15 protein-coding genes, 1 tRNA gene and 1 riboswitch are annotated in these 19,061 nt (G+C 68.6%); of the genes, 10 read left to right on the top strand and 6 right to left on the bottom strand.

The features are described from left to right. Nucleotides 1-50 precede the first annotated feature (50 nt). The 8 genes from cpdR (at nt 51) to alr (ending at nt 8,633) form a co-directional block, all read left to right on the top strand. Nucleotides 51-428 carry a cell cycle two-component system response regulator CpdR gene (gene cpdR, locus ASE79_RS04130; RefSeq protein ID WP_056412047.1) on the top strand — a complete coding sequence of 126 codons (378 nt, stop codon included), beginning with the start codon at nt 51-53 and terminating at the stop codon, nt 426-428. A 44-nt stretch (nt 429-472) separates the two neighbouring features. Next, nucleotides 473-547 (top strand) — tRNA-Val (locus tag ASE79_RS04125). 93 nt (nt 548-640) lie between these two features. Beyond that, the gene (locus tag ASE79_RS04120) at nt 641-2,722 is read left to right on the top strand and encodes a TonB-dependent receptor (protein ID WP_056413357.1); all 2,082 of its coding nucleotides are present in this window, start codon (nt 641-643) and stop codon (nt 2,720-2,722) included. A 51-nt stretch (nt 2,723-2,773) separates the two neighbouring features. After that, nucleotides 2,774-2,991: riboswitch (cobalamin riboswitch) on the top strand. Nucleotides 2,992-3,103: 112 nt separating this feature from the next. Continuing rightward, nucleotides 3,104-5,002 (top strand): TonB-dependent receptor plug domain-containing protein, encoded by a 1,899-nt coding sequence (locus ASE79_RS04115; RefSeq protein WP_082445044.1) that lies wholly within the window; start codon nt 3,104-3,106, stop codon nt 5,000-5,002. A 5-nt stretch (nt 5,003-5,007) separates the two neighbouring features. After that, nucleotides 5,008-5,796, top strand: a complete 789-nt coding sequence (locus tag ASE79_RS04110) for an ABC transporter substrate-binding protein (RefSeq protein WP_235516736.1) — start codon at nt 5,008-5,010, stop codon at nt 5,794-5,796. After that, nucleotides 5,793-6,761 (top strand): FecCD family ABC transporter permease, encoded by a 969-nt coding sequence (locus tag ASE79_RS04105; RefSeq protein WP_056412040.1) that lies wholly within the window; start codon nt 5,793-5,795, stop codon nt 6,759-6,761. Before ASE79_RS04110 ends, ASE79_RS04105 begins: the two co-directional genes overlap by 4 nt. Then, nucleotides 6,752-7,555, top strand: coding sequence for an ABC transporter ATP-binding protein (locus tag ASE79_RS04100; RefSeq protein ID WP_056412037.1), 804 nt, complete (start codon nt 6,752-6,754; stop codon nt 7,553-7,555). The genes ASE79_RS04105 and ASE79_RS04100 overlap by 10 nt, the downstream gene beginning before the upstream one ends. A gap of 40 nt (nt 7,556-7,595) precedes the next feature. Continuing rightward, nucleotides 7,596-8,633 carry an alanine racemase gene (gene alr / locus ASE79_RS04095; protein ID WP_082445043.1) on the top strand — a complete coding sequence of 346 codons (1,038 nt, stop codon included), beginning with the start codon at nt 7,596-7,598 and terminating at the stop codon, nt 8,631-8,633. Here alr and ASE79_RS04090 read toward each other — a convergent pair. The 4 genes from ASE79_RS04090 to ASE79_RS04075 all read right to left on the bottom strand — a co-directional run bounded on the left by ASE79_RS04090 (nt 8,626) and on the right by ASE79_RS04075 (nt 15,348). Next, complete coding sequence (locus tag ASE79_RS04090) at nt 8,626-9,597, bottom strand: 2OG-Fe(II) oxygenase (protein WP_056412034.1); 972 nt, start codon at nt 9,595-9,597, stop codon at nt 8,626-8,628. The genes alr and ASE79_RS04090 overlap by 8 nt on opposite strands. A 114-nt stretch (nt 9,598-9,711) precedes the next feature. Next, nucleotides 9,712-12,984 (bottom strand): TonB-dependent receptor domain-containing protein, encoded by a 3,273-nt coding sequence (locus tag ASE79_RS04085; RefSeq protein WP_082445042.1) that lies wholly within the window; start codon nt 12,982-12,984, stop codon nt 9,712-9,714. A gap of 147 nt (nt 12,985-13,131) precedes the next feature. Then, a complete protein-coding gene (locus tag ASE79_RS04080; protein ID WP_056412031.1) occupies nt 13,132-14,319 on the bottom strand; it encodes an acetyl-CoA C-acetyltransferase in 1,188 nt (395 codons plus the stop codon). Nucleotides 14,320-14,352: 33 nt separating this feature from the next. Beyond that, the gene (locus ASE79_RS04075) at nt 14,353-15,348 is read right to left on the bottom strand and encodes an alpha/beta fold hydrolase (RefSeq protein WP_321163315.1); all 996 of its coding nucleotides are present in this window, start codon (nt 15,346-15,348) and stop codon (nt 14,353-14,355) included. 77 nt (nt 15,349-15,425) lie between these two features. On the opposite strand from ASE79_RS04075, the gene phaR reads away from it, so the two are divergent. Then, entirely contained in the window at nt 15,426-15,986 is a 561-nt protein-coding gene (gene phaR / locus ASE79_RS04070) for a polyhydroxyalkanoate synthesis repressor PhaR (RefSeq protein WP_056412029.1), read from the top strand. A 28-nt stretch (nt 15,987-16,014) separates the two neighbouring features. Further along, nucleotides 16,015-16,188 carry a hypothetical protein gene (locus ASE79_RS04065; protein ID WP_234422634.1) on the top strand — a complete coding sequence of 58 codons (174 nt, stop codon included), beginning with the start codon at nt 16,015-16,017 and terminating at the stop codon, nt 16,186-16,188. Between the two features lie 4 nt (nt 16,189-16,192). Here ASE79_RS04065 and ASE79_RS04060 read toward each other — a convergent pair whose 3' ends face one another. After that, entirely contained in the window at nt 16,193-17,641 is a 1,449-nt protein-coding gene (locus ASE79_RS04060; RefSeq protein WP_056412022.1) for an ArnT family glycosyltransferase, read from the bottom strand. Between the two features lie 7 nt (nt 17,642-17,648). After that, entirely contained in the window at nt 17,649-18,869 is a 1,221-nt protein-coding gene (locus ASE79_RS04055) for a hypothetical protein (protein ID WP_056412019.1), read from the bottom strand. Between the last annotated feature and the right edge of the window lie 192 nt (nt 18,870-19,061).

Raw genomic sequence — 19,061 nt, 5'->3', positions numbered from 1 at the left:
GCGGCTAGGACCGCGCGTCAAAGCACGCGTGCAAACAGGACTTTAGATCGATGTTGCGAATTCTGCTGGCCGAGGATGATCAGGTCATGCGCGAGTATCTGACGCGGGCGCTTGAACGCTCGGGCTATGCCGTCACCGCGGTCGATCGGGGGACGGCGGCGATTCCGCTGCTCGAGACGCAGACGTTCGACCTGTTGCTCACCGATATCGTGATGCCCGAGATGGACGGGATCGAACTCGCGCAGAAGGCGGGCGAGATGTGCCGCGATCTGCGCGTCATGTTCATCACCGGCTTTGCGGCGGTCACGCTGAAGGCCGGGCGCGCGATGCCGCAAGCCCGTGTCCTGTCGAAACCCTTCCATCTGCGCGACCTCGTCGCCGAGGTGGATCGGCTGTTCGAGATGGATAATGCAACCGGCATGCATTGAACGCTTGCACCCCGCGATAACCGCGGCTAGTGGAGCGCTCCGGCGGGCGTGTAGCTCAGTGGTAGAGCACTGTGTTGACATCGCAGGGGTCGCAAGTTCAATCCTTGCCACGCCCACCATAGAAAGCCCCGCTAGCCATTTGGTTAGCGGGGCTTTTTGCTGTCCGGGGCTTTGGGGCTTCCGGTATCGTGAAAAGCTGGCATGGCGCGGCGATGATCCGCTTCTCGCTCTCCGCTGCCGCCCTTCTGTCTTCCAGCGCTGCCGTCGCCCAGTCCGCCGAACAGCCCGCAGCCTCTGCCCCTGAAAACGCCGTCGCGCGCGAGATCGTCGTGACCGGGCGGGGGCTGGCCGACGCGCGCGGCGATCGTGCCTATGCTGTCGTCACGATCGATCGCGCGCGGATCCAGGCCAATGCGAGCAACCGGCTGGAGAGCGTGCTCGCCGACGTTGCCGGCTTGCAGCAGTTCCGCCGGTCCGACTCGCGCAGCGCCAACCCGACCAGCCAGGGCATTTCGCTCCGCGGCATCGGCGGCAATGCGTCGAGCCGAGCGCTGCTGATCTTCGACGGCGTGCCGCAGGCGGATCCGTTCGGCGGCTGGGTGGCGTTTCCGGCCTATGCGACGGGGCGGCTCGGGCGCATCCGGGTCACGCGGGGCGGTGGCAGCGGCTATCAGGGGCCGGGCGCGCTGGCCGGGACGGTCGAACTCGAAAGCGCGACGCCCGAGCAGTTGGCGCCGGTCCAGGCCAGCATCGCCTATGGCAGCCGCGATTCGGTCGACGCGCAGGGCTCGGCGGCCTTAGTGCGCGGATCGGGGTTCGCGACCGTGTCGGGGGCCTATGCGCGCGGCGACGGGTTCACGCCGACCGTCGCGCAGAGCCGCGGGATCGTCGATCGCCCGGCGCCGTACGAGCAGGCCTCGGGCGCGCTCCGGACCGTCGTCGGGATCGGCGCGACGACCGAGGTGCAGATGAATGCGAGCGCGTTCACCGATCGCCGCGATCGCGGGAGCGACTTCACCGCGAACACCAGCGAGGGCGCCGATGCGAGCGTCCGGCTGATCGGGCGCGGGCGCTGGGGCTATTCCGCGCTGGCGTATCTGCAGACGCGCGCCTTTGCGAGCAGCTTCAACAGCATCAATGCCGTGCGCACCACCGCGATCCAGTCGCTGAACCAGTATAACACGCCCGCCACCGGGCTCGGCGGGCGGATCGAGATCCTGCCGCCGCTGGGCGAAAGCATCACGCTACGGCTGGGCGCGGATATCCGCGACGTCAGCGGCAAGACGCAGGAGCTCTATACCTTCGTGAACGCGGCACCGACGCGACGGCGCGAGGCCGGTGGCGGCACGACGACGACGGGCGCGTTCGCCGATGCCAGCCTGGTGGCGGGCGACGTCACGCTCAGCCTCGGCGGGCGGATCGACTGGTGGTCGATCGATGGCGGCTATCTGTCCGAACGGCCGCTGGCGGGCGGTGCGGCGCTGACCAACCTGCGCTATGCGGACCGCGATGGCCATGAGACGACCGGCCGGGCGGGCGTGGCGTATCAGCCGGTGGAGTCGATCACGCTGCGCGCCGCCGGCTATCGCGGCTGGCGGTTGCCGACGCTCAACGAGCTGTACCGCCCGTTCCGTGTCGGCAACGACGCGACCGCGGCGAACGCGCTGCTGTCGCCCGAGCGGCTGACGGGGATCGAGGCTGGCGTCACGCTGACGCCCGCGCCGGGGGTGACGATCGCCGCGACCTATTTCTACAACCGGCTCAAGGATGCGATCGCCAACGTCACGACGACCAGCCCGCCGCAGATCCTGCCGGGGGTGACGACCTACCGGGTCCGCCAGAATCTCGATGCGATCCGCGCGCACGGGTTCGAACTCGACGCGGCGTATCGCCCCGATGCGGGGCCGTTCGGCGTGCAGGCATCGTGGTCGCACACCAATTCGACGGTCGAGGGGTCCGGGCTCACCGCTGCGCTCGATGGCCTTCGCCCGGCGCAGACGCCGCGCGACCAGGTGTCGGGGACGGTCGACTGGCGGCGCGATGCCGCCGCGCTGTCGCTGACCGTGCGGCGGATCGGCCGGCAATATGACGACGACCAGAACAGCCGCGTGTTGGATCCGGCGACGACGCTCGATGGCTATGCCGCGCTGCCGATCACGCGCGCGCTGGTCGCCGAGCTGCGCGGCGAGAACCTGTTCGATGCGCGTGTCGAGGCGGGGATCAGCGGCGCGAATATCGTCGAGCGCGCCACGCCGCGGACGATCTGGGTCGGGTTGCGCTACGGCCTGCGCTGAGGGGGCAGGGTCGCATCCGCGCTTGCGTTGACCCGTGCCGGACCCGCGACTAATGCAAACCCTGTGAAGGGTTCCCGGCGACGGGATCAAAAGGGAAGCCGGTGCGCGGGCAGGGTCGTCAGGATCCCCATCCGCAAGACCGGCGCTGTCCCCGCAACTGTGACCGGATAGCGGCCACCCCGATTGCGCCACTGGGTCTCGGCCTGGGAAGGCGGGGTGGCAGCGACGACCCGGAAGCCAGGAGACCTGCCCGTCACGGTCGATCCACTGCGCGGGCGGGTGCTCCGGTGCGGACGAGTGCCCTATCGAAGGGGTGTCCTCGAGCGAGAGACGTCTGCCGGTCCGCGAATGGTCGTGGGCGGCTCTGCCAGGACGTGCCCCATGACGAAGTTCCTCCTCCTCCTGAGCGCCGCCGCGATCGCGGCATCGGCCGATGCCCAGACGCTCCCGGCCGCCGACGCGTCGGACGTCGTCGTGACCGCGACCCGAGTCGCGCAACCCGCCAGCGAGATCGGGCAGGCGGTGACCGTGATCGATCGCGCCGAGATCGAGCGGCGGCAGACGGTCGTGGTGTCCGATCTGCTCGCGACCACGCCCGGGGTCACCGTCACGCGTAACGGCACGCTAGGGGCGCTGACCGGCGTGCGGATCCGCGGTGCCGAATCCGACCAGACGTTGGTCGTGATCGACGGCGTGCGAGTCAACGATCCGGCCTCGACCGGCGGCGGCTTCGATTTTGGCAACCTGCTGGCGAGTTCGGTCGAGCGGATCGAGGTGCTGCGCGGCCCCAACTCGGTACCCTGGGGCAGCCAGGCGATCGGCGGCGTCGTCAACATCATCACCGCCGCCCCCGCCGAGGGGCTGCAGGCGCGCGCCAACGCCGAATATGGCTATGCCGACAGCATGTTCGCGAGCGCGGGCATCTCCGGCGCGACGGGGCCGGTGTCGGGCTCGCTCACCGGCGGGTATCTGCGCACCGACGGCATCTCGTCGGCGGCCAGCGGTACCGAGCGCGACGGCTATCGCCAATACGGCGCGACCGGCCGGCTGGGCGTCGAGTTCGCACCCGGGATCGGCCTCGATCTGCGTGGCTATTTCGCGGACAGCCGGGCCGAACTCGATGGCTTTCCCGCGCCGGACTATGTGCTTGCCGACACCGCGGACTATGGCAAGACGCAGGAGCTCTATGGCTATGCCGGGCTGCACGCGAACTTCGCCGACGGGCGGTTCAACAACCGAGTCGCGTTCACGATCGCCGACATCAACCGCGACACGTACGAACCGGCCTTTGGTGCAGAGCCGTCGTTCCTCGGCCGCGGCCGCAGCGAGCGCTACGAATATCAGGGCGACTTCCGCCCGCTCGACCAGGTTCGCGTCGTCGCCGGCGTCGAGCGCGAGAATAGCCGCTTCAACGACGGCTTCACCTATGCCGACACCGGCATCACCAGCGTCTACGGCCAGCTGATCGTCAAGCCGCTCGACATCCTCACGCTCACCGGCGGCGTCCGCAACGACGACCACGAGGATTTCGGCAACCACACGACGTTCGGCGCGAACGCGGCGCTGGCGCTGCGCACCGGGACCACCGTCCGCGCGAGCTATGGCGAGGGCTTCAAGGCGCCGACATTGTACCAGCTCTTCTCCGACTACGGGAACCGCGGCCTCGATCCGGAGACCGCCCGCAATTTCGACATCGGCGTCGAGCAGGCGTTCCTCGCCGACCGGGCGCGCGTCGGCGTGACCTATTTCAACCGCCGCACGCGCAACCAGATCGACTTCCGCGATTGCAGCCCGACAGAGCAGACGACCGCCGGTTCGATCTGCGTCGACCGCCCGTTCGGCGTCTATGACAATGTCGCGCGCGCGGAGGCGGACGGGGTCGAGGTTTCGCTCGCGCTGCGTCCGGTCGATCCGCTGACGCTGACCGCGAACTACAGCTATATCCACACGGAGAACCGCTCGATCGGTGCCAATTTCGGCAACACCCTCGCGCGGCGTCCCGAACAGACCGCGAGCGTCAACGCGGATTACCGGTTCGCGGTCGGGCTCTCGATCGGCGGCACGGTGTCGCTGGTCGGCGACAGCTTCGACGATGCCGCCAACATGACTCGCCTCGATGGCTATGCGCTCGCCAGCATCCGCGCGGAGGTGCCGATCACCGAGCAGGTCGCGCTCTACGGCCGCGTCGATAACCTCACCGACGCGCGCTACCAGACGGTGGCGGGCTATGGGAATTATGGCCGCGCAGCCTATGGCGGCGTCCGGCTGCGCCTGAAGTGAGGTCTGTGGGGATACTTCTCGCGCTGCTACTCGGCGCGTGTGCGCAACCGCCGACCGGGGGCGGGGGGATCGTCTCGACCAACCCTTGCGTGGATTCGGTGCTGATCCGGATCCTGCCGCCCGCGCGGATCGCCGCGATCAGCCATTATTCGCAGGCGCCGACGGCGACCTCGATCCCGCTCGACGTCGCGCGCCGCTTCCACGCGACCGCGGGGACCGCCGAGGAGGTGATCGCGCTGCACCCCGATCTGGTCATCGCCAGCACCTATACGCCGCCCGCGACGCAGGCGGCCTATGCGCGCGCCGGGCTGAAGACGCTGCTGCTCGGCATCCCCGATTCGATCGCGGAGAGCCAGGCGCAGGTCACGCAGATCGCCGACGCCGTCGGTGCGCCCGCAGGCGGCGCGCGGATCAACGCCGAGATCGATCGCGCGGTCGTGCGCTGGAGCCGCAAGGATGGACCCGCACCAGCCGCGTTGCTTTATATCAGCGGCGATCTGGCGACGGGGGGCAGCACGCTGTTGAACGAGATGATGACCCGCGTCGGCTTCCGCAACGCCGCCGCCACTTATGGCCTGACGCATACCGGCACGCTGTCCGCCGAGACGATCGTCACGCAGCCGCCCGCGGTCGTGATCGCCCCCGAACGCGTCAGTCGCGGCACGCTGCTGCGGCACCGGCTGCTGCCGACCACGCCGCAGGCCGTCTTCCCACGCGTCCTGATCAACTGCGGCGGCCCGACGCTGCCGCCCGCGCTCGAACGGCTCGCGGCGATCCGGGCGAGCGTGTCGTGAGCCGGCCGCTCAAGCTTGCGGCGCTGCTGCTGCTGGTGGTCGTCCTGTTCGGCCTGTCGCTCGGCTGCGGCAAGGTCTGGGTGCCGCTCGGCGCGTGGTTCTCGAGCGATCCGCGCTGGTGGATCATCCTCGAACTCCGCCTGCCGCGCGCGGTGCTCGGGCTTGCGCTCGGCGCGACGCTGGGGCTGTCGGGCGCGGTCCTGCAGGGCTATCTGCGCAACCCGCTCGCCGATCCCGCGGTGGTCGGCGTGTCGTCGGTCGCAGCGCTCGGCGCGGTCGCCGCGATCATTTTCGGGATCGGCTCGGGCTTCGCGATCTTCGTCGCCGCGATGCTCGGCGCGGGCGGCGCGGTCGCCATGCTCGCCGCGCTGACCTGGCGGTCGCCGAGCGCGATCACCTTCATCCTCGCGGGCACCGTGCTCGCCAGCCTGGCCGGCGCGCTGACCGCGTTCCTGATCTCGATCGCGCCGAACCCCTATGCGGTCGCCGAAGTGATCGACTGGATCATGGGCGCGCTGACCGATCGCGGCTGGGACGACCTGGCGCTCGCCTTGCCGCCGATGCTGGTCGGCGCGGTGCTCCTCCTGCTCACCGGGCGCGCGCTCGATGCGCTCTCGCTCGGCGAAGCGGCGGCACGGTCGCTCGGGATACGGATGGGCCGGGTCCGCTGGCAGGTGGTGCTCGGTACCGGCTTGGTGGTCGGCGCAGGCGTCGCGGTCACCGGCGTGATCGGGTTCGTCGGCCTGGTCGTCCCGCATCTGCTCCGGCCGATCTTCGGCCACCGCCCGAGCGACGTGCTGCTGCCCTCCGCGCTTGGCGGCGCGGCGCTCGTTCTCGCTGCCGACAGCCTCGTCCGCCTCGCACCCGGCGCGGGCGAAGTGCGGCTCGGCGTCGCGATGGCGCTGATCGGCGCGCCGTTCTTCCTCGGGGTGCTGATCAGGGAACGAGGCCGCGCATGGATCTGATCGTCGACGCGCTCAGCGTGAAGCTGGGCAAGCGCATCGTCCTGCACGATGCGTCCGCGCACCTGCGCCCTGGCCGCGTCACCGCGATCCTCGGCCCCAATGGCGCGGGCAAGAGCACGCTCGTCAAGGCCGCCGCCGCGCTGGTCGGGCGGGCCGGGGGATGCGTCCGGCTCGACGCGCAGGACGTGGCGACGATGGACCCCCGCGTCCGCGCGCGCGCGATCGGGTATCTGCCGCAGGACGCGACGGTGCACTGGAACATCGTCGCCCGCGATGTCGTGGCGCTCGGCCGCCTGCCGCACCTAGGCCCCCATGCCGCGCCGTCGCCCGCAGATCGCGCCGCCGTCGACCGCGCGATGCACGATACCGAGACGACCCACCTCGCCGATCGTCCGGTCGGCGAACTGTCCGGCGGCGAGCGCGCCCGCGTCCTGCTCGCGCGCGTTTTTGCCGGCGAACCCCGCTGGCTGCTTGCCGACGAACCGCTCGCCAGCCTCGACCCCGCACACCAGATCGACCTGCTCGCGCGCCTGCGCACCTACGCGGCGGGCGGGGCAGGGGTCGCGATCGTCCTCCACGACCTCGTCCAGGCGCAGCGCGCGGCGGACGATGCGCTGCTGATCGCCGAGGGCCGCGTCGTCGCGTTCGGGCCGGTCGCCGAAGTGATGACCGCGGACACGCTCGCACGCGTGTTCGGCGTCCGCGTCGCCCCGCTCGACGACGTCTCGGGCTTGGGGGAGGGTGGGGGCACGCGGCGCCTGCTGGTGCCGGTCGGCCGCATCGACTTGGCATAGACGGTCGACGCGCCCCGCCCGGCGCACTATCCCGCGCCGGGTGATCGATATTCCCGCCCCGCTCCGCCTGCGCCTCGACGGCGACGCCCTCGTCCAGAACTGGCGGACGCTCGACCGCATGAGCGGCGCTGCGGCCTGCGGCGCGGCGATCAAGGCCAATGGCTATGGCCTCGGCGCGACCGAGGTCGCTCGCCGCCTCGCCGACGCCGGCTGCCGCGATTTCTTCGTCTCGAACTGGCAGGAAGCCGCCGACCTCGCGCCGCTGGGGCTGACCGTCTCCGTCCTGCATGGCGTCCGCGAAGACGACATGCCCGCCGCCACCGCGGGTTTCGCCCGCCCGGTGCTCAACACCGCCACGCAGGTCGCACGCTGGAAGGCCGCAGGCGGCGGCGCGTGCGACGTGATGGTCGACACCGGCATGAACCGCCTCGGCGTGTCCGCGGACGACATTGCGGGGGGGCTGCTGGGCGATCTCCAGATCGAGACGCTGATGAGCCACCTCGCCTGCGCCGACGAGGAGTCGCCGATGAACGCCACCCAGCGCGACCGCTTCGCCGCGCTCGCCGGCCAGACCTCGGCGCGCCGGATGAGCCTCGCCAATTCCGCCGGCATCGCGCTGTCGGGCTACGCATTCGACCTGACCCGCCCCGGCCTCGCACTCTACGGCGGCGTCCCGCGCGGCGAACTCGGCGCGATCCGGCAGGTCGTCCGGCCCGAGGCGCAGATCCTGCAACGCCGCCGGGTTCGTGCAGGCGATACAGTCGGCTACAATGCGCAATGGACGGCCGCGGAGGACACCGAGGTCGCGATCCTCAATCTCGGTTATGCGGATGGTTATCGCCGGCATTTCACCAATATCGGTGCGGCGCTGGCGTCGGGTCGGGTCTTGCCTGTGCTCGGCAGGGTCTCGATGGACCTGGTCGCGATCGACGTCGACGCGGCCAAGGACCTGGCCGAGGGGGACTGGGTCGAACTGGACTATGCCCTGCCGGCCAGCGCAGCGGCGTCCGGACTGTCGCAATATGAGCTGCTCACCGGTCTCGGCCAGCGGTTCGATCGGGTGTGGGCGGCTAGCTGATCGTCCACGGGTCGATCGGGTCCGCCCGGATCCAGCGTGTCGCCAGCCATTTGGCGCCGTGCGTGACCGGCAAGCCCGCATGTCGGCTCGACTGGTCGATCGCGCCATCCCTGGTCAGTGTCCTGAACACGATCGCGTCGCCACCGCGCGGCGTGATGGTCAGGTTGCCGGCGGGAAAATGCGTTTCGCCGCCGCCATAGCCTTCGTTCAGATAGACCAGGACGGTCGCGACGCGCTGGTTCGCGGCATCCTGGATCGTGTCCAGGTGCAACCGGTATTGCTGGCCCGGCCGGTATCGCAGCACCGTCAGCGGTTCGCCTTGCCCGATGTCCGTACCGCTCGCGGCGGCGATGCGCCGGTTGATCGCGCGAACGACCAGATCCTCGCGCGCCGGCCCGATCGCGGTTCCGTCCGACGTCCGGATCGGATGCGCGATCCAGCGGCCGGTCCGCGGATCGATCACGCGCGCTGGCTCGAGCATCGCTGCGGCGACACCGGCGAGATGCGCGCACTCCGCCGCGGTCAATAATCGGGGAAAGCGGATGACGTCGGGCGACGCGCTGAGCGTCTCGGGCACCGGCAACGCGGTCGGCGCGCCAGCGGCGTCGATCGCCATCGCGTCGAGCAGCGTCAACTGCCCCAGCGCAACCGGATCGGCGCGCGCGGCCGTTCGCAACAGGGAAACCGCGCCGGGCCAATCGGGCGTACCGCCGCTGCCATTGGCGGTCAGCGCGATCTCCATCAGCGCGGCATCGACATGGCCGATCGACACCGCGCGCGCCAGCAGAGCGCGTGCCTGGACGAGGTCGCGCGGAACGACATCGCCCGCGAGATGCCACACCGCCAGTTGCATGATCGCGTCGACATCACCGCGATCGCCAGCACTGCGCAGGATCGCAAGCGCCTCCGAAGCTCGGCCGATCGAAACCAGATGCAGCGCGTTCGCCGCCGGGCTGTGGGTCATCCTGCTCTCCTATCAGACCGGCCCTATCAGACCGGATTCGCAAAGCGCCATCCGGCAACAAAAAAAGGGGCCAGGTTTCCCCGGCCCCTCATCACGTCTGCGTGTTCCGATCGCTCAGAACTTGGCGGTGACGCCAATGTAACCGAACCGGCCACGGTTGTCATAGATGGCGCTGCCTGCGCCGATACCCGTGAGACCGTAAGGCGGCTGCTTGTTGCTGACGTTGTTCACACCGAAATACGCGTTGAAGCGCTCGGTCACGTCCACCCCTGCACGAATGTCGTGATAGGTGACGGCCGGGTACTGTTCGATCGTCGCGTAATCGGCATTCTGCGGCGGCTGGCCGTTCAGCGCGTTATAGTCCTCGAACGTGTTCAGGTACATCTTGTCGATCCAGCGCACCGAATAGCCCAAGGTGACCTTGCCGACCTTCACGTCTGCACTGATGTTGAACTGGTCGGACGGATCGCCCAGCTCGCCCGTGATCGTGTTCTTGAAGCTTGGGTCGGCCGGATTGGTGTAGTTGTCGCGCTGGATCACGTGCGTCCAGATGCCCTTGGCGGACACTTCACCCCAGGCGAACCGGTGGTTGTACGCGATGTTGGTGTCGATGCCGGTCGCCTTCAGCTTTGCGAAGTTGGCCGTCGTCTGCAACAGCGACCCTTCGAGAACGCGGAACGGGATCTCGCCGCGCGGACCGCCACTGGCGCCGGCGCGCTGGAACAGGCCGCAGAACGGATTGTTCAGCGTCGGCGAATCGTAGCACAGGTTCAGGATGTTCTGCGCCGTCACTGCCGAGATCACCTTGTCGACGGTGATGTTGTAGTAATCGGTCGTGATCGACAGTCCTGGCAGGAAGCGCGGCTGGAACGCGCCACCGATCGTGTAGGACTTGGACGTCTCCGCCTCGAGCTGCGGGTTGCCGCCGCTGATGATCTCGAGCGACGAGCTGTAGACATAGTCGTAGCCTGCCGGTGCACCCGCTGCGGTGCAGTTCGCAGCGCGGGTCGCGGAGCCCGTGGCAAGGTTGCGGGCCGAGCAGGGGTCGTTCGGAGCCGGCGTGAAGTTCTGGCTCTGCGCCGAATACAGATCACCGAGGTACGGCGAGCGCACCGACTTCGAATAGGAGCCACGAACCATCAGGTCCCGGATCGGACGCCAGTTCACGCCGCCGCCATAGGCGTAGACGGTGCCGACCGAGCCCTTGTAATCCGCGACGCGGCCCGAACCGTTGATCGTCAGTTCCTGCAGAAGCGGAACGTCCTTGACCAGCGGGATCGAGATTTCGCCGAAGGCTTCCTTCACCTCGAACGCGGGCGAACGGAAGGTCGGGATGGCGTTGTAGAACGCATACCCGGCCTGCGTCACCGGATCGAGATCATAGGACAGCGTTTCGCGGCGATATTCGCCACCCAGCGAGAAGGCGATCGGACCGCCCGGCAGGGTGAACAACTGGCTGAGATCGCCGGACACGAAGCCCATGCCCTGGAACTGCGTCGCCTTGCCCATCGCTTCGGTCGACACGGTCAGGTACTGGCGCGCAGCCTGGCTGACCGAGCCATCGCCGAACGGATTGAGCGGAACGCACGCCGCCACGTCCGCTGCCAGGACCGCGGGATTGCCTGCCCGGTCGGTGCCGGCATAAGCCGGATTGACCTGCGAGCGGCAGACGATCTGGCCCGCTGCGTTGCGCACCGTATCGTTGGCGAGCAGGAAGCGCTGGCGGTTGATGTTGCCCTGGATGACGTTGCGTTCGCGATGCTCGCCATAGTTGGCGGACAGTTCGTAATGCCAATCGTCGTTGAAATCGCCGCGGACGCCGCCGACGATGCGGTAGGTCTCGCGCCGGATGTTCTCATCGCGGATGCCGAGATCGACATAGTTGCGACGGTTCGAGAAGCGGAACGTCCCCGCCGCGATCTGCGCCAGCGTGGCATTGCGCAGGGCAACGCCGGTTGCGTTCGTGCCGAACGCAGCGCCGGTGTTCGGATTGACGCCCGAGTTCACCGCTGCCGTCAACTGGGCGGTAATCGTCGCGCGTGCGCCCGCATCGAGATAGGGGTTGTCGAGACGGATGCCCTCGCGGTTGACCGGGCCGTTGCCGGTCGGGTTCGTCAGGACGTAGGACCGGTCGTTGAAGCCAGCGATCGGCGTGGCGTCGGCCAGCGTCTGCCCCTGCGAGAAGAACGGGCCGCTCTGCGAACCGCGTGCTTCGGACCGGACATACTTGGCTTCGATGAACGGGACGAGCGCCGGGCTGACTTCGAAATGGCCGATCAGGTTGACGGCATAGCGGTTGAGTTCTGGCGACAGGACGAGCAGCCGGCCTTCGCGGCCGGTATAGCCGTTTCCGCCGATATAGCTGCCGTTCGGCCCGAGGCCGATGCGCGTGCCCGTCTGCGGAGTCAGCGCGCCATTCGGCTGGAACAGATAGGCGCAGGTGAACGAGCTGCCGGCCGAATCCACGCCGCACGGTGCATTGGCCGTGTTGGCATAGCGGATGCCGACCTGGCCGCCGGTCGAAATCGTCGTCGAGCGGATATCGCGCGCGAAGATGCGATCGGGAATGCTGTCCGATCCGTTGACCGAGCCCGCCGGATCGGTGTCGACTTGGACGAAGCCGTCATTCTGGCGAAGATTGGGTCGGCCCGACGCGTAGTAATCCTGCTGGTGCGCATATTCGAGATTGAGCGCGATATTGCCGCGACCATCGGCAAAGTTCTTGCCGGCGACGGCCGACAGATACTGGTTGCCTGCGTCGCCATATTTGCTGATGCCGGTCTGGCCGTGCAGGTCGAGGCCGTCGTAATTTTCCTTCAGGATGAAGTTGACGACGCCCGCGATCGCGTCCGAACCATAGACCGCCGAATTGCCGCCCGACACGATGTCGATCTTCTCGATCAGGTCGGTCGGGAAGGTGTTGATGTCGGGGCTGTTGCCGTTGTTGATGATCTCCGACGACACATGGCGTCGGCCGTTCACCAGCACGAGCGTGCGCGAGGTGCCGAGACCGCGAAGATCGAGCAGGTTGAGACCGCGAACGCCGAGGCCGCTCGTCGAGTTCTGCGAGCTGACCGTGCTGCGCAGCTGCGGCAGGTCGTTGAGGACGTCGCCGATCGACACGCGACCCGACGCGAAGATATCCGCGGCGGTCACCGTCGTGATCGGGTTGGGCGACTCATCGTTGGCACGACGGATGCGCGATCCGGTGATAAGGATTTCCTGGGACCCGGCCTCGTCGCCCTGCGTGGTCTGGGTCGGCGTCGTGCCGTCCGCATTGACTGGCGGCGAGTTCGCATCCGGCACAGCTTGTGCGAGTGCGAGCGTCGGCAGGAGCGAGAAGGCGCCTACAAGCGCCGTTGCACCCAAAAGGCGTGATAAGTTCATGAAAAAGCCCCCGTTTTGGCATGTATGCCTTATGGCTACACGGTGACGAGACGGGGGCTCCCATGCAATCAATTATTACAGAGAGATGAACGAAGCGTTATTTTTGTACGTATCGTGTTACACGAATGCAACAATTGGTAATACGTCCTACCGTTCTATGCACATCGCGATTCCCATGCCGCCGCCGATGCACAAGGTCGCCAGCCCCTTCTTCGCGTCGCGCTTCTGCATCTCGTAGATCAGCGTCGTCAGGACTCGTGCGCCGCTCGCGCCGATCGGATGGCCGATCGCGATCGCGCCGCCGTTGACGTTGACCTTGCTCGCATCCCAGCCGAGTTCCTTGCCGACAGACAGCGCCTGCGCGGCGAACGCTTCGTTGGCCTCGATCAGGTCGAGGTCGGCGAGCGTCCAGCCGGCCTTCTCGAGCGCGCGCTTGGTGGCGGGGACGGGGCCGATGCCCATCACCGACGGGTCGACGCCCGCCGACGCCCAGCTCTTGATCGTCGCGAGGATCGTCGAGCCGCGGCGTTCGGCTTCGTCGCGGCGCATCATGACGAGCGCGGCGGCGCCGTCGTTGAGCCCGCTCGCATTGGCGGCGGTGACGGTGCCATCCTTCTTGAACGCGGGCTTCACGCCCGAGACGCTCTCGATCGTCGCGCCGGCGCGGATATATTCGTCGTCGGCGACCACGGTGTCGCCCTTGCGGCCCTTGATCGTGACCGGCGCGATCTCGTCCTTGAACCGCCCGGCGCCGCGTGCGGCCTCGGCCTTGTTCTGCGAGGCGACCGAGAACGCGTCCTGCTCGCCGCGCGTGACCTGGTATTGCTCGGCAAGATTCTCGGCGGTGATGCCCATGTGATAGCCGTTGAAGACGTCGGTCAACCCGTCGCTGACCATCGTGTCGACGAGGCTTAGGTTGCCCATCTTCTGGCCGCCGCGGATCGACTGCGCGTGCGCCGAGAGCGACATCGATTCCTGCCCGCCCGCGACGACGATCGTCGCGTCGCCGGTCTGGATCGCCTGGGCCGCGAGCGCGACGGCCCGAAGGCCCGAGCCGCAGACCTGGTTGACGCCCCAGGCGGGGATTTCCTTCGGCACGCCCGCCGCCATCGACGCCTGACGCGCGGGGTTCTGGCCCTGTGCCGCGGTGAGCACCTGGCCGAGGATCACTTCGGAGACGTCCTCGCCCGCCACGCCCGCCTGTTCGAGCGCGGCCTCGATCGCGATCCGGCCGAGTTCGTGCGCGGGCGTCGTGGCGAACGCGCCGAGGAAGCTGCCGACCGGGGTGCGCTTGGCAGCGGTGATGACGACGTCAGTGGGAAGCAGGTCGGTCATGTCGGGATCCTCTATGTTTGTACCCCATGTACGTCAGTCGAGCGCGGCGATCCAGTTGGCGAGCGGTTCCCACAGGTGCGCGCGCGCGGATCGGCCGATGACCATGCCGACATGCCCCGCACCGAGATCGCGGCGGTCGGCGAACCCGATCGCGGTGGCGGCGGGCACGATGCGGTCGCTGAGCGACACGAACTCGATGGTCGGGCAGGCGAGCGCGTGCGGGTCGACCGGGATGCCGGCGATGGTCCAGCGGCGCTTGCCGGGGCGGTCGTCGGCGATGCAGTCCTCGAACAGGCCGGCGGCGGCGGCGTAGGGGAGGGGCGCACCGGCGTTCGCCCAGTCCTCCAGCCGGACGAACGCGCGCGCCGCGTCGCTGTCGGGAGCGAGATCGGCAAAGGCTTCGTATTTGGCGATCGTGCGGGCCGGGTCGAGTTGCCAGAAACCGGCTTGCAGGACTTCCATCGGCAGCAGGCCCAGCAGCGCGGCGGCGGGCTTCACCGCGGCCCAGGTCGCGGCCAGCGTGGGACGGCTGTCGCCGTACCCCGCGAAATGCCACGGCGCGGCGATCGTCGCGACTCCCGTAACGGGCATGACGGCAGCGGCACCCAGCGCGAGCGTGCCGCCGAGGCAATAGCCGACCACGACAGGCGGTTCGGGCAGCACCTGCAGCAACGGCACCAGCAAATGTTCGACATGCGCGGCCAGATCGAGGTCGCGGTCCTCGTCGCCGGGCGATCCCCAGTCGACCAGCCATGCATGGACTCCTTGCGCGGCGATCCACCGCAACAGCGAAGACTCGGCCGTGTGATCGAGGATATCGGGCGGATTGATCAGCGACGGGACGAACACGACGGGGCGTCCGCTGCCGCCATAATCACGCAGACTTACACGGCCCGAACGGTGGACGGCTGGCATCGGATCGGCCCGCCGCTCTCGTGGCGCAGCCTGATACGCGCGCAATCCGGCCAGCGCGCGCGCCATCCGGTCGGGCGATGCTGCGGTCTCGCTGCGCAGCATCGCGAGGAACAAGGGCAGGGGCCTCGGTCCGTGTTGCGGTGCGTCATCAAAGACTGTAGCCTCCGTTTCAAACATAAGACGGGGGATCCATGAAGAAGCAACCGGCTGCCGACGGAATCGTCATCATCAAAAAATACGCCAACCGTCGACTCTATAATACCGAGTCCTCATCCTACATCACGCTCGATCATCTCGCGACGATGACCCGCGAGGGCCGCGACTTCAAGGTGGTCGACGCGAAGACCGATGAGGACATCACGCACAACGTCCTCACGCAGATCATCATGGAGGAGGAGAGCCGCGGCGAGACGATGATGCCGGTGAATTTCCTGCGCCAGCTGATCTCGATGTACGGGGATTCGATGCAGACGATGGTGCCGGGCTATCTCGAGGCGTCGATGGACAGCTTCCGCCGCAACCATGATCAGTTCAAGTCCGCGGTCGAGGGGGCGTTCGCGAATTCGCCGTTCGCCGATCTGGCAAAGCGCAACCTTGCGATGTTCGACGTCGCCGCGCAGGCGATGAAGCCCGCGGCCCCGGCACCCGCATCCGCCGGCGCGCCCGCCTCGGCTGCCAGCCAGGACGACGAGATCGCCGCGTTGCGCAGCGAACTCGCCAAGTTACAGGAAAAGGTCGAGAAGCTCGGCTGACGGGCTGCGTCGCGCGATGGGGCCGGTCTTGTGGAGCGCGAGCGGCGGGCTCGCCGCGCTGGCCGTCGTCGCCGGATTCGGCGAGCGACGCCGGCGGCGGCGGCGCGATCCGGATTCGGTCGGCTGGGTCGACTGGCCGACGGTGCAGATGCTCGCACTGATCGCGCTCGCCGTCACGATCGGGCTCGCGGTCAAAAGCTGACGGCTCAGCGGTTCAGGCGGTAGACGCGGTGCGGCAAGGTGCCGATCGCGACGATTCCGACCAGACGGTAATGCTGTGCGATCGCCGCGGCGACGAGCGTGCGGGTCGCCGGGTTGGTGTCGGCTTTCGGCGCGCGGACGACGATGATCCCGGGCCTGGCGGCGAGCAACCGCGCAGTCTCGGCGGCGGGATCGGTGCCGAGCCCGTGCGCCTCGGTCATCCGGCTGAGATGGCTGCGGAAGATATACGGCGTCGGCAGGCAGGACCGGGTCAGGTAATAGAGGATCGGCTCGCTGCCGAACGCGAACAGGCAGCCTTGCGGGCGCTGTCCGATCATCCGGACGAGCGTTGCGACCTGTCGCGCATCGCCGCGCCGGGCGACGCGGATGCCGCCCAGGATCGCCGCGGCGACCGTGCCGAACAGCAGCACCGCGATCAGCCATCGACGACCCGCGACGACCGAACACCGCGCTAGTCCGGTGCCGGCGGCGACCGCGAGCGGCAGCGTGACGGGCAGCAGGTACATCAGCTCGAAATTGCGCATGATGACGACGGCAATCCCCGCGGCGGCGAGCCAGCCGAGCGCGAACGACGCCGTCCCCGACCGGTGCCCCCGCCATGCCAGCAGGAGCAGCGGCGCGCTCAAGGCAAGCGCGCCGGCGAGCTTGAGCAGGCTCGAGCCGATGCCATCGTCGTTCTGCTGGCCGAAGATCGACAGGAAGTTCGCGAACACGAACGCGTCATTGTGGCCGGCCAGCGCGTAGACCATCCATGCGATCGCGGTCGGCAACAGCGCCACAGCAACCCAGAGCACCGCACGCCCGAGCAGCCGCACGATCGCGCGATCCGCGTCGCGCGCCTGGCGCAGCAGCACCAGCCCGAAAAAGATGCCCTCGAACAGCGCGGTATATTTGACCTGCATCGCCAGCCCGACCAGCAGCATCGCGGCGACCCCGCGCGCCGTGAGGTGGCGCCCGCCCGAGTCCCGGCCGAGCACGAACAGCGCCGCGCCCGCCATCAGCGCATTGCCCCACACCGCGGACTGGCCGCCCGCGCCATCGAAGATCATCAGCCAGACGAGATAGATCAGCCCCGCACCCAGGCTCGCACGGGTCGCGTCACGCTCGGCTATCCCGGCCCCGACCAGCCGGTGCGTGATCCGGCCGACCAGAAACGCGGTCCCCGCCGCGACCAGCGTGGCGGCGATCTGGTACATCAGGATGCCGTTGCCGCCGACGCTGCGGATGCCCGCGAAGATCAGGAACAGCCCGACCGGCTTGCGATCGAAGATGTCGACGAACGGCCATGCGCCGTGCAGCAGGCGATCGCCGACCAGCAGATAGAATTGCTCGTCGCTATGGATTACCGGGTTGCCGAACAGCGGGCTGCGGATCGCGAAGGCCACGAGCAGCAGCACGAGCGCCTGCCCAGTCCGGTGACGCAGGCTGGTCATGATGGTCCTAATAGAAATGCTTCAAGGCGAGGTTTCGCGTGGTGCCGTCGCACAGACCGAGCGTCACGACTCGACCGGGCGTACCCGCCGACCAGGACGCGATCGGGCTGGACGCATAGTCGCCGGTGACCGCGATCCCGTCGATCGTGCAGATCAGGTCGCCGTCCTTCCAGCCTGCCGCCGCCGCGGGGCCGCCGCGCATGACGTGGAGCACCTTCAGCCGATCCTTCTCGATGCCGATCAGCAACCCGCTGGTCGAGCGGAGCGGCGGCGTGTCGGCCGTCGGCCCGCGGCTCAGCACCATCCGGCGCGCGCCGGGATCCAGCAGCACGCGATACTTCTGGAGAAAGCCCGAGCCGATCCGCCCGGCGGCGCCGATCGACTGCGAAAAGCCGCCGGCGGGTTCGATCCGGATCTCGGTGGCGTGCGCGGTCATCGCGCCGACGCGGAACTCGGGGACGATCGCGAGGCCGCTCACCACCGGGCCGGCGAGTCCGAACGAGACCGCGGTCGTCGCCGGCACGTGCAGCGCCGCGGCGTCCCAGCCCGCCGCGGTCACCGTCACTGCGGAGCCGTCGCCGGTATCGACGATCATCGGCGCCAGTCGCCGCGTGCCGAGCGTCGCCGCGCTCTCGTACACGCTGCGCTCGGTCGAGACGCTGAGCGGCGCCGTCTCGCCCTTGAACGGAAGCCGGCCGGAGCGGATCAGGCGGAAGCGGTGCGCGGCATAATCGATGTCGAGCGCATGCCCGGCGAGCAGGTCCGCGCCGACCAGCAGGTCGACCGCCGCGGTGCTGCCGGTCGCGATCGCGGGCAGATCGGTGACGGTGACGCCGCCGCCGGTCCGCGCAAGCCCGCCGATCGCGAGCGTGCGCGTCGGCATCCAGCCCAGCTGGACCGATCCGCCGATCGCCTGCGCGCTGCCGCCCGCGACCAGCTTGGCGGTATCGACGGCGGGGGAGGCCTTGGCGAGCAGCGTGTAGCTGACGCCGGTATCGAGGATCGCGGTGCGGTCGCGCCCGTCGAGCTGCATCGTGAACCGGATCTGGTTGCCCGGGGTGAGCTCGAACGGCACCCAACGCGCCTCGGCATCGTCGAACAGACGATAGACGCCGCGGTCACGCGACGCGGGGGAGACGCTCGCCGCCGCGACGGGTTTGGCCGGCTCGCGCGCCGAGACGAAGACGACCGCGATCAGCGGGACGAGGGCAAGCAGGGCACGGCGCATAGACCGTCGTCCCTAGCGGGTCGGGGGATGCGTACAACCCGCGGCGTCGCGACCGGCCAGCTCTAACGATCCTCCCCCGCCAGGGGGAGGTGGCGCCGAAGGCGACGGAGGGGGAGGACACGGAACCGGCGTTTGCCTTTCCTCCCCCTCCGTCTGGCAAGTGCCAGCCACCTCCCCCTGGCGGGGGAGGAT

It is taken from the genome of Sphingomonas sp. Leaf28, assembly GCF_001421685.1.
Lineage (GTDB): Bacteria > Pseudomonadota > Alphaproteobacteria > Sphingomonadales > Sphingomonadaceae > Sphingomonas > Sphingomonas aurantiaca.
Note: the sequence above shows the minus strand (reverse complement) of the source record. Positions and strands in the feature narration are given on the sequence as shown.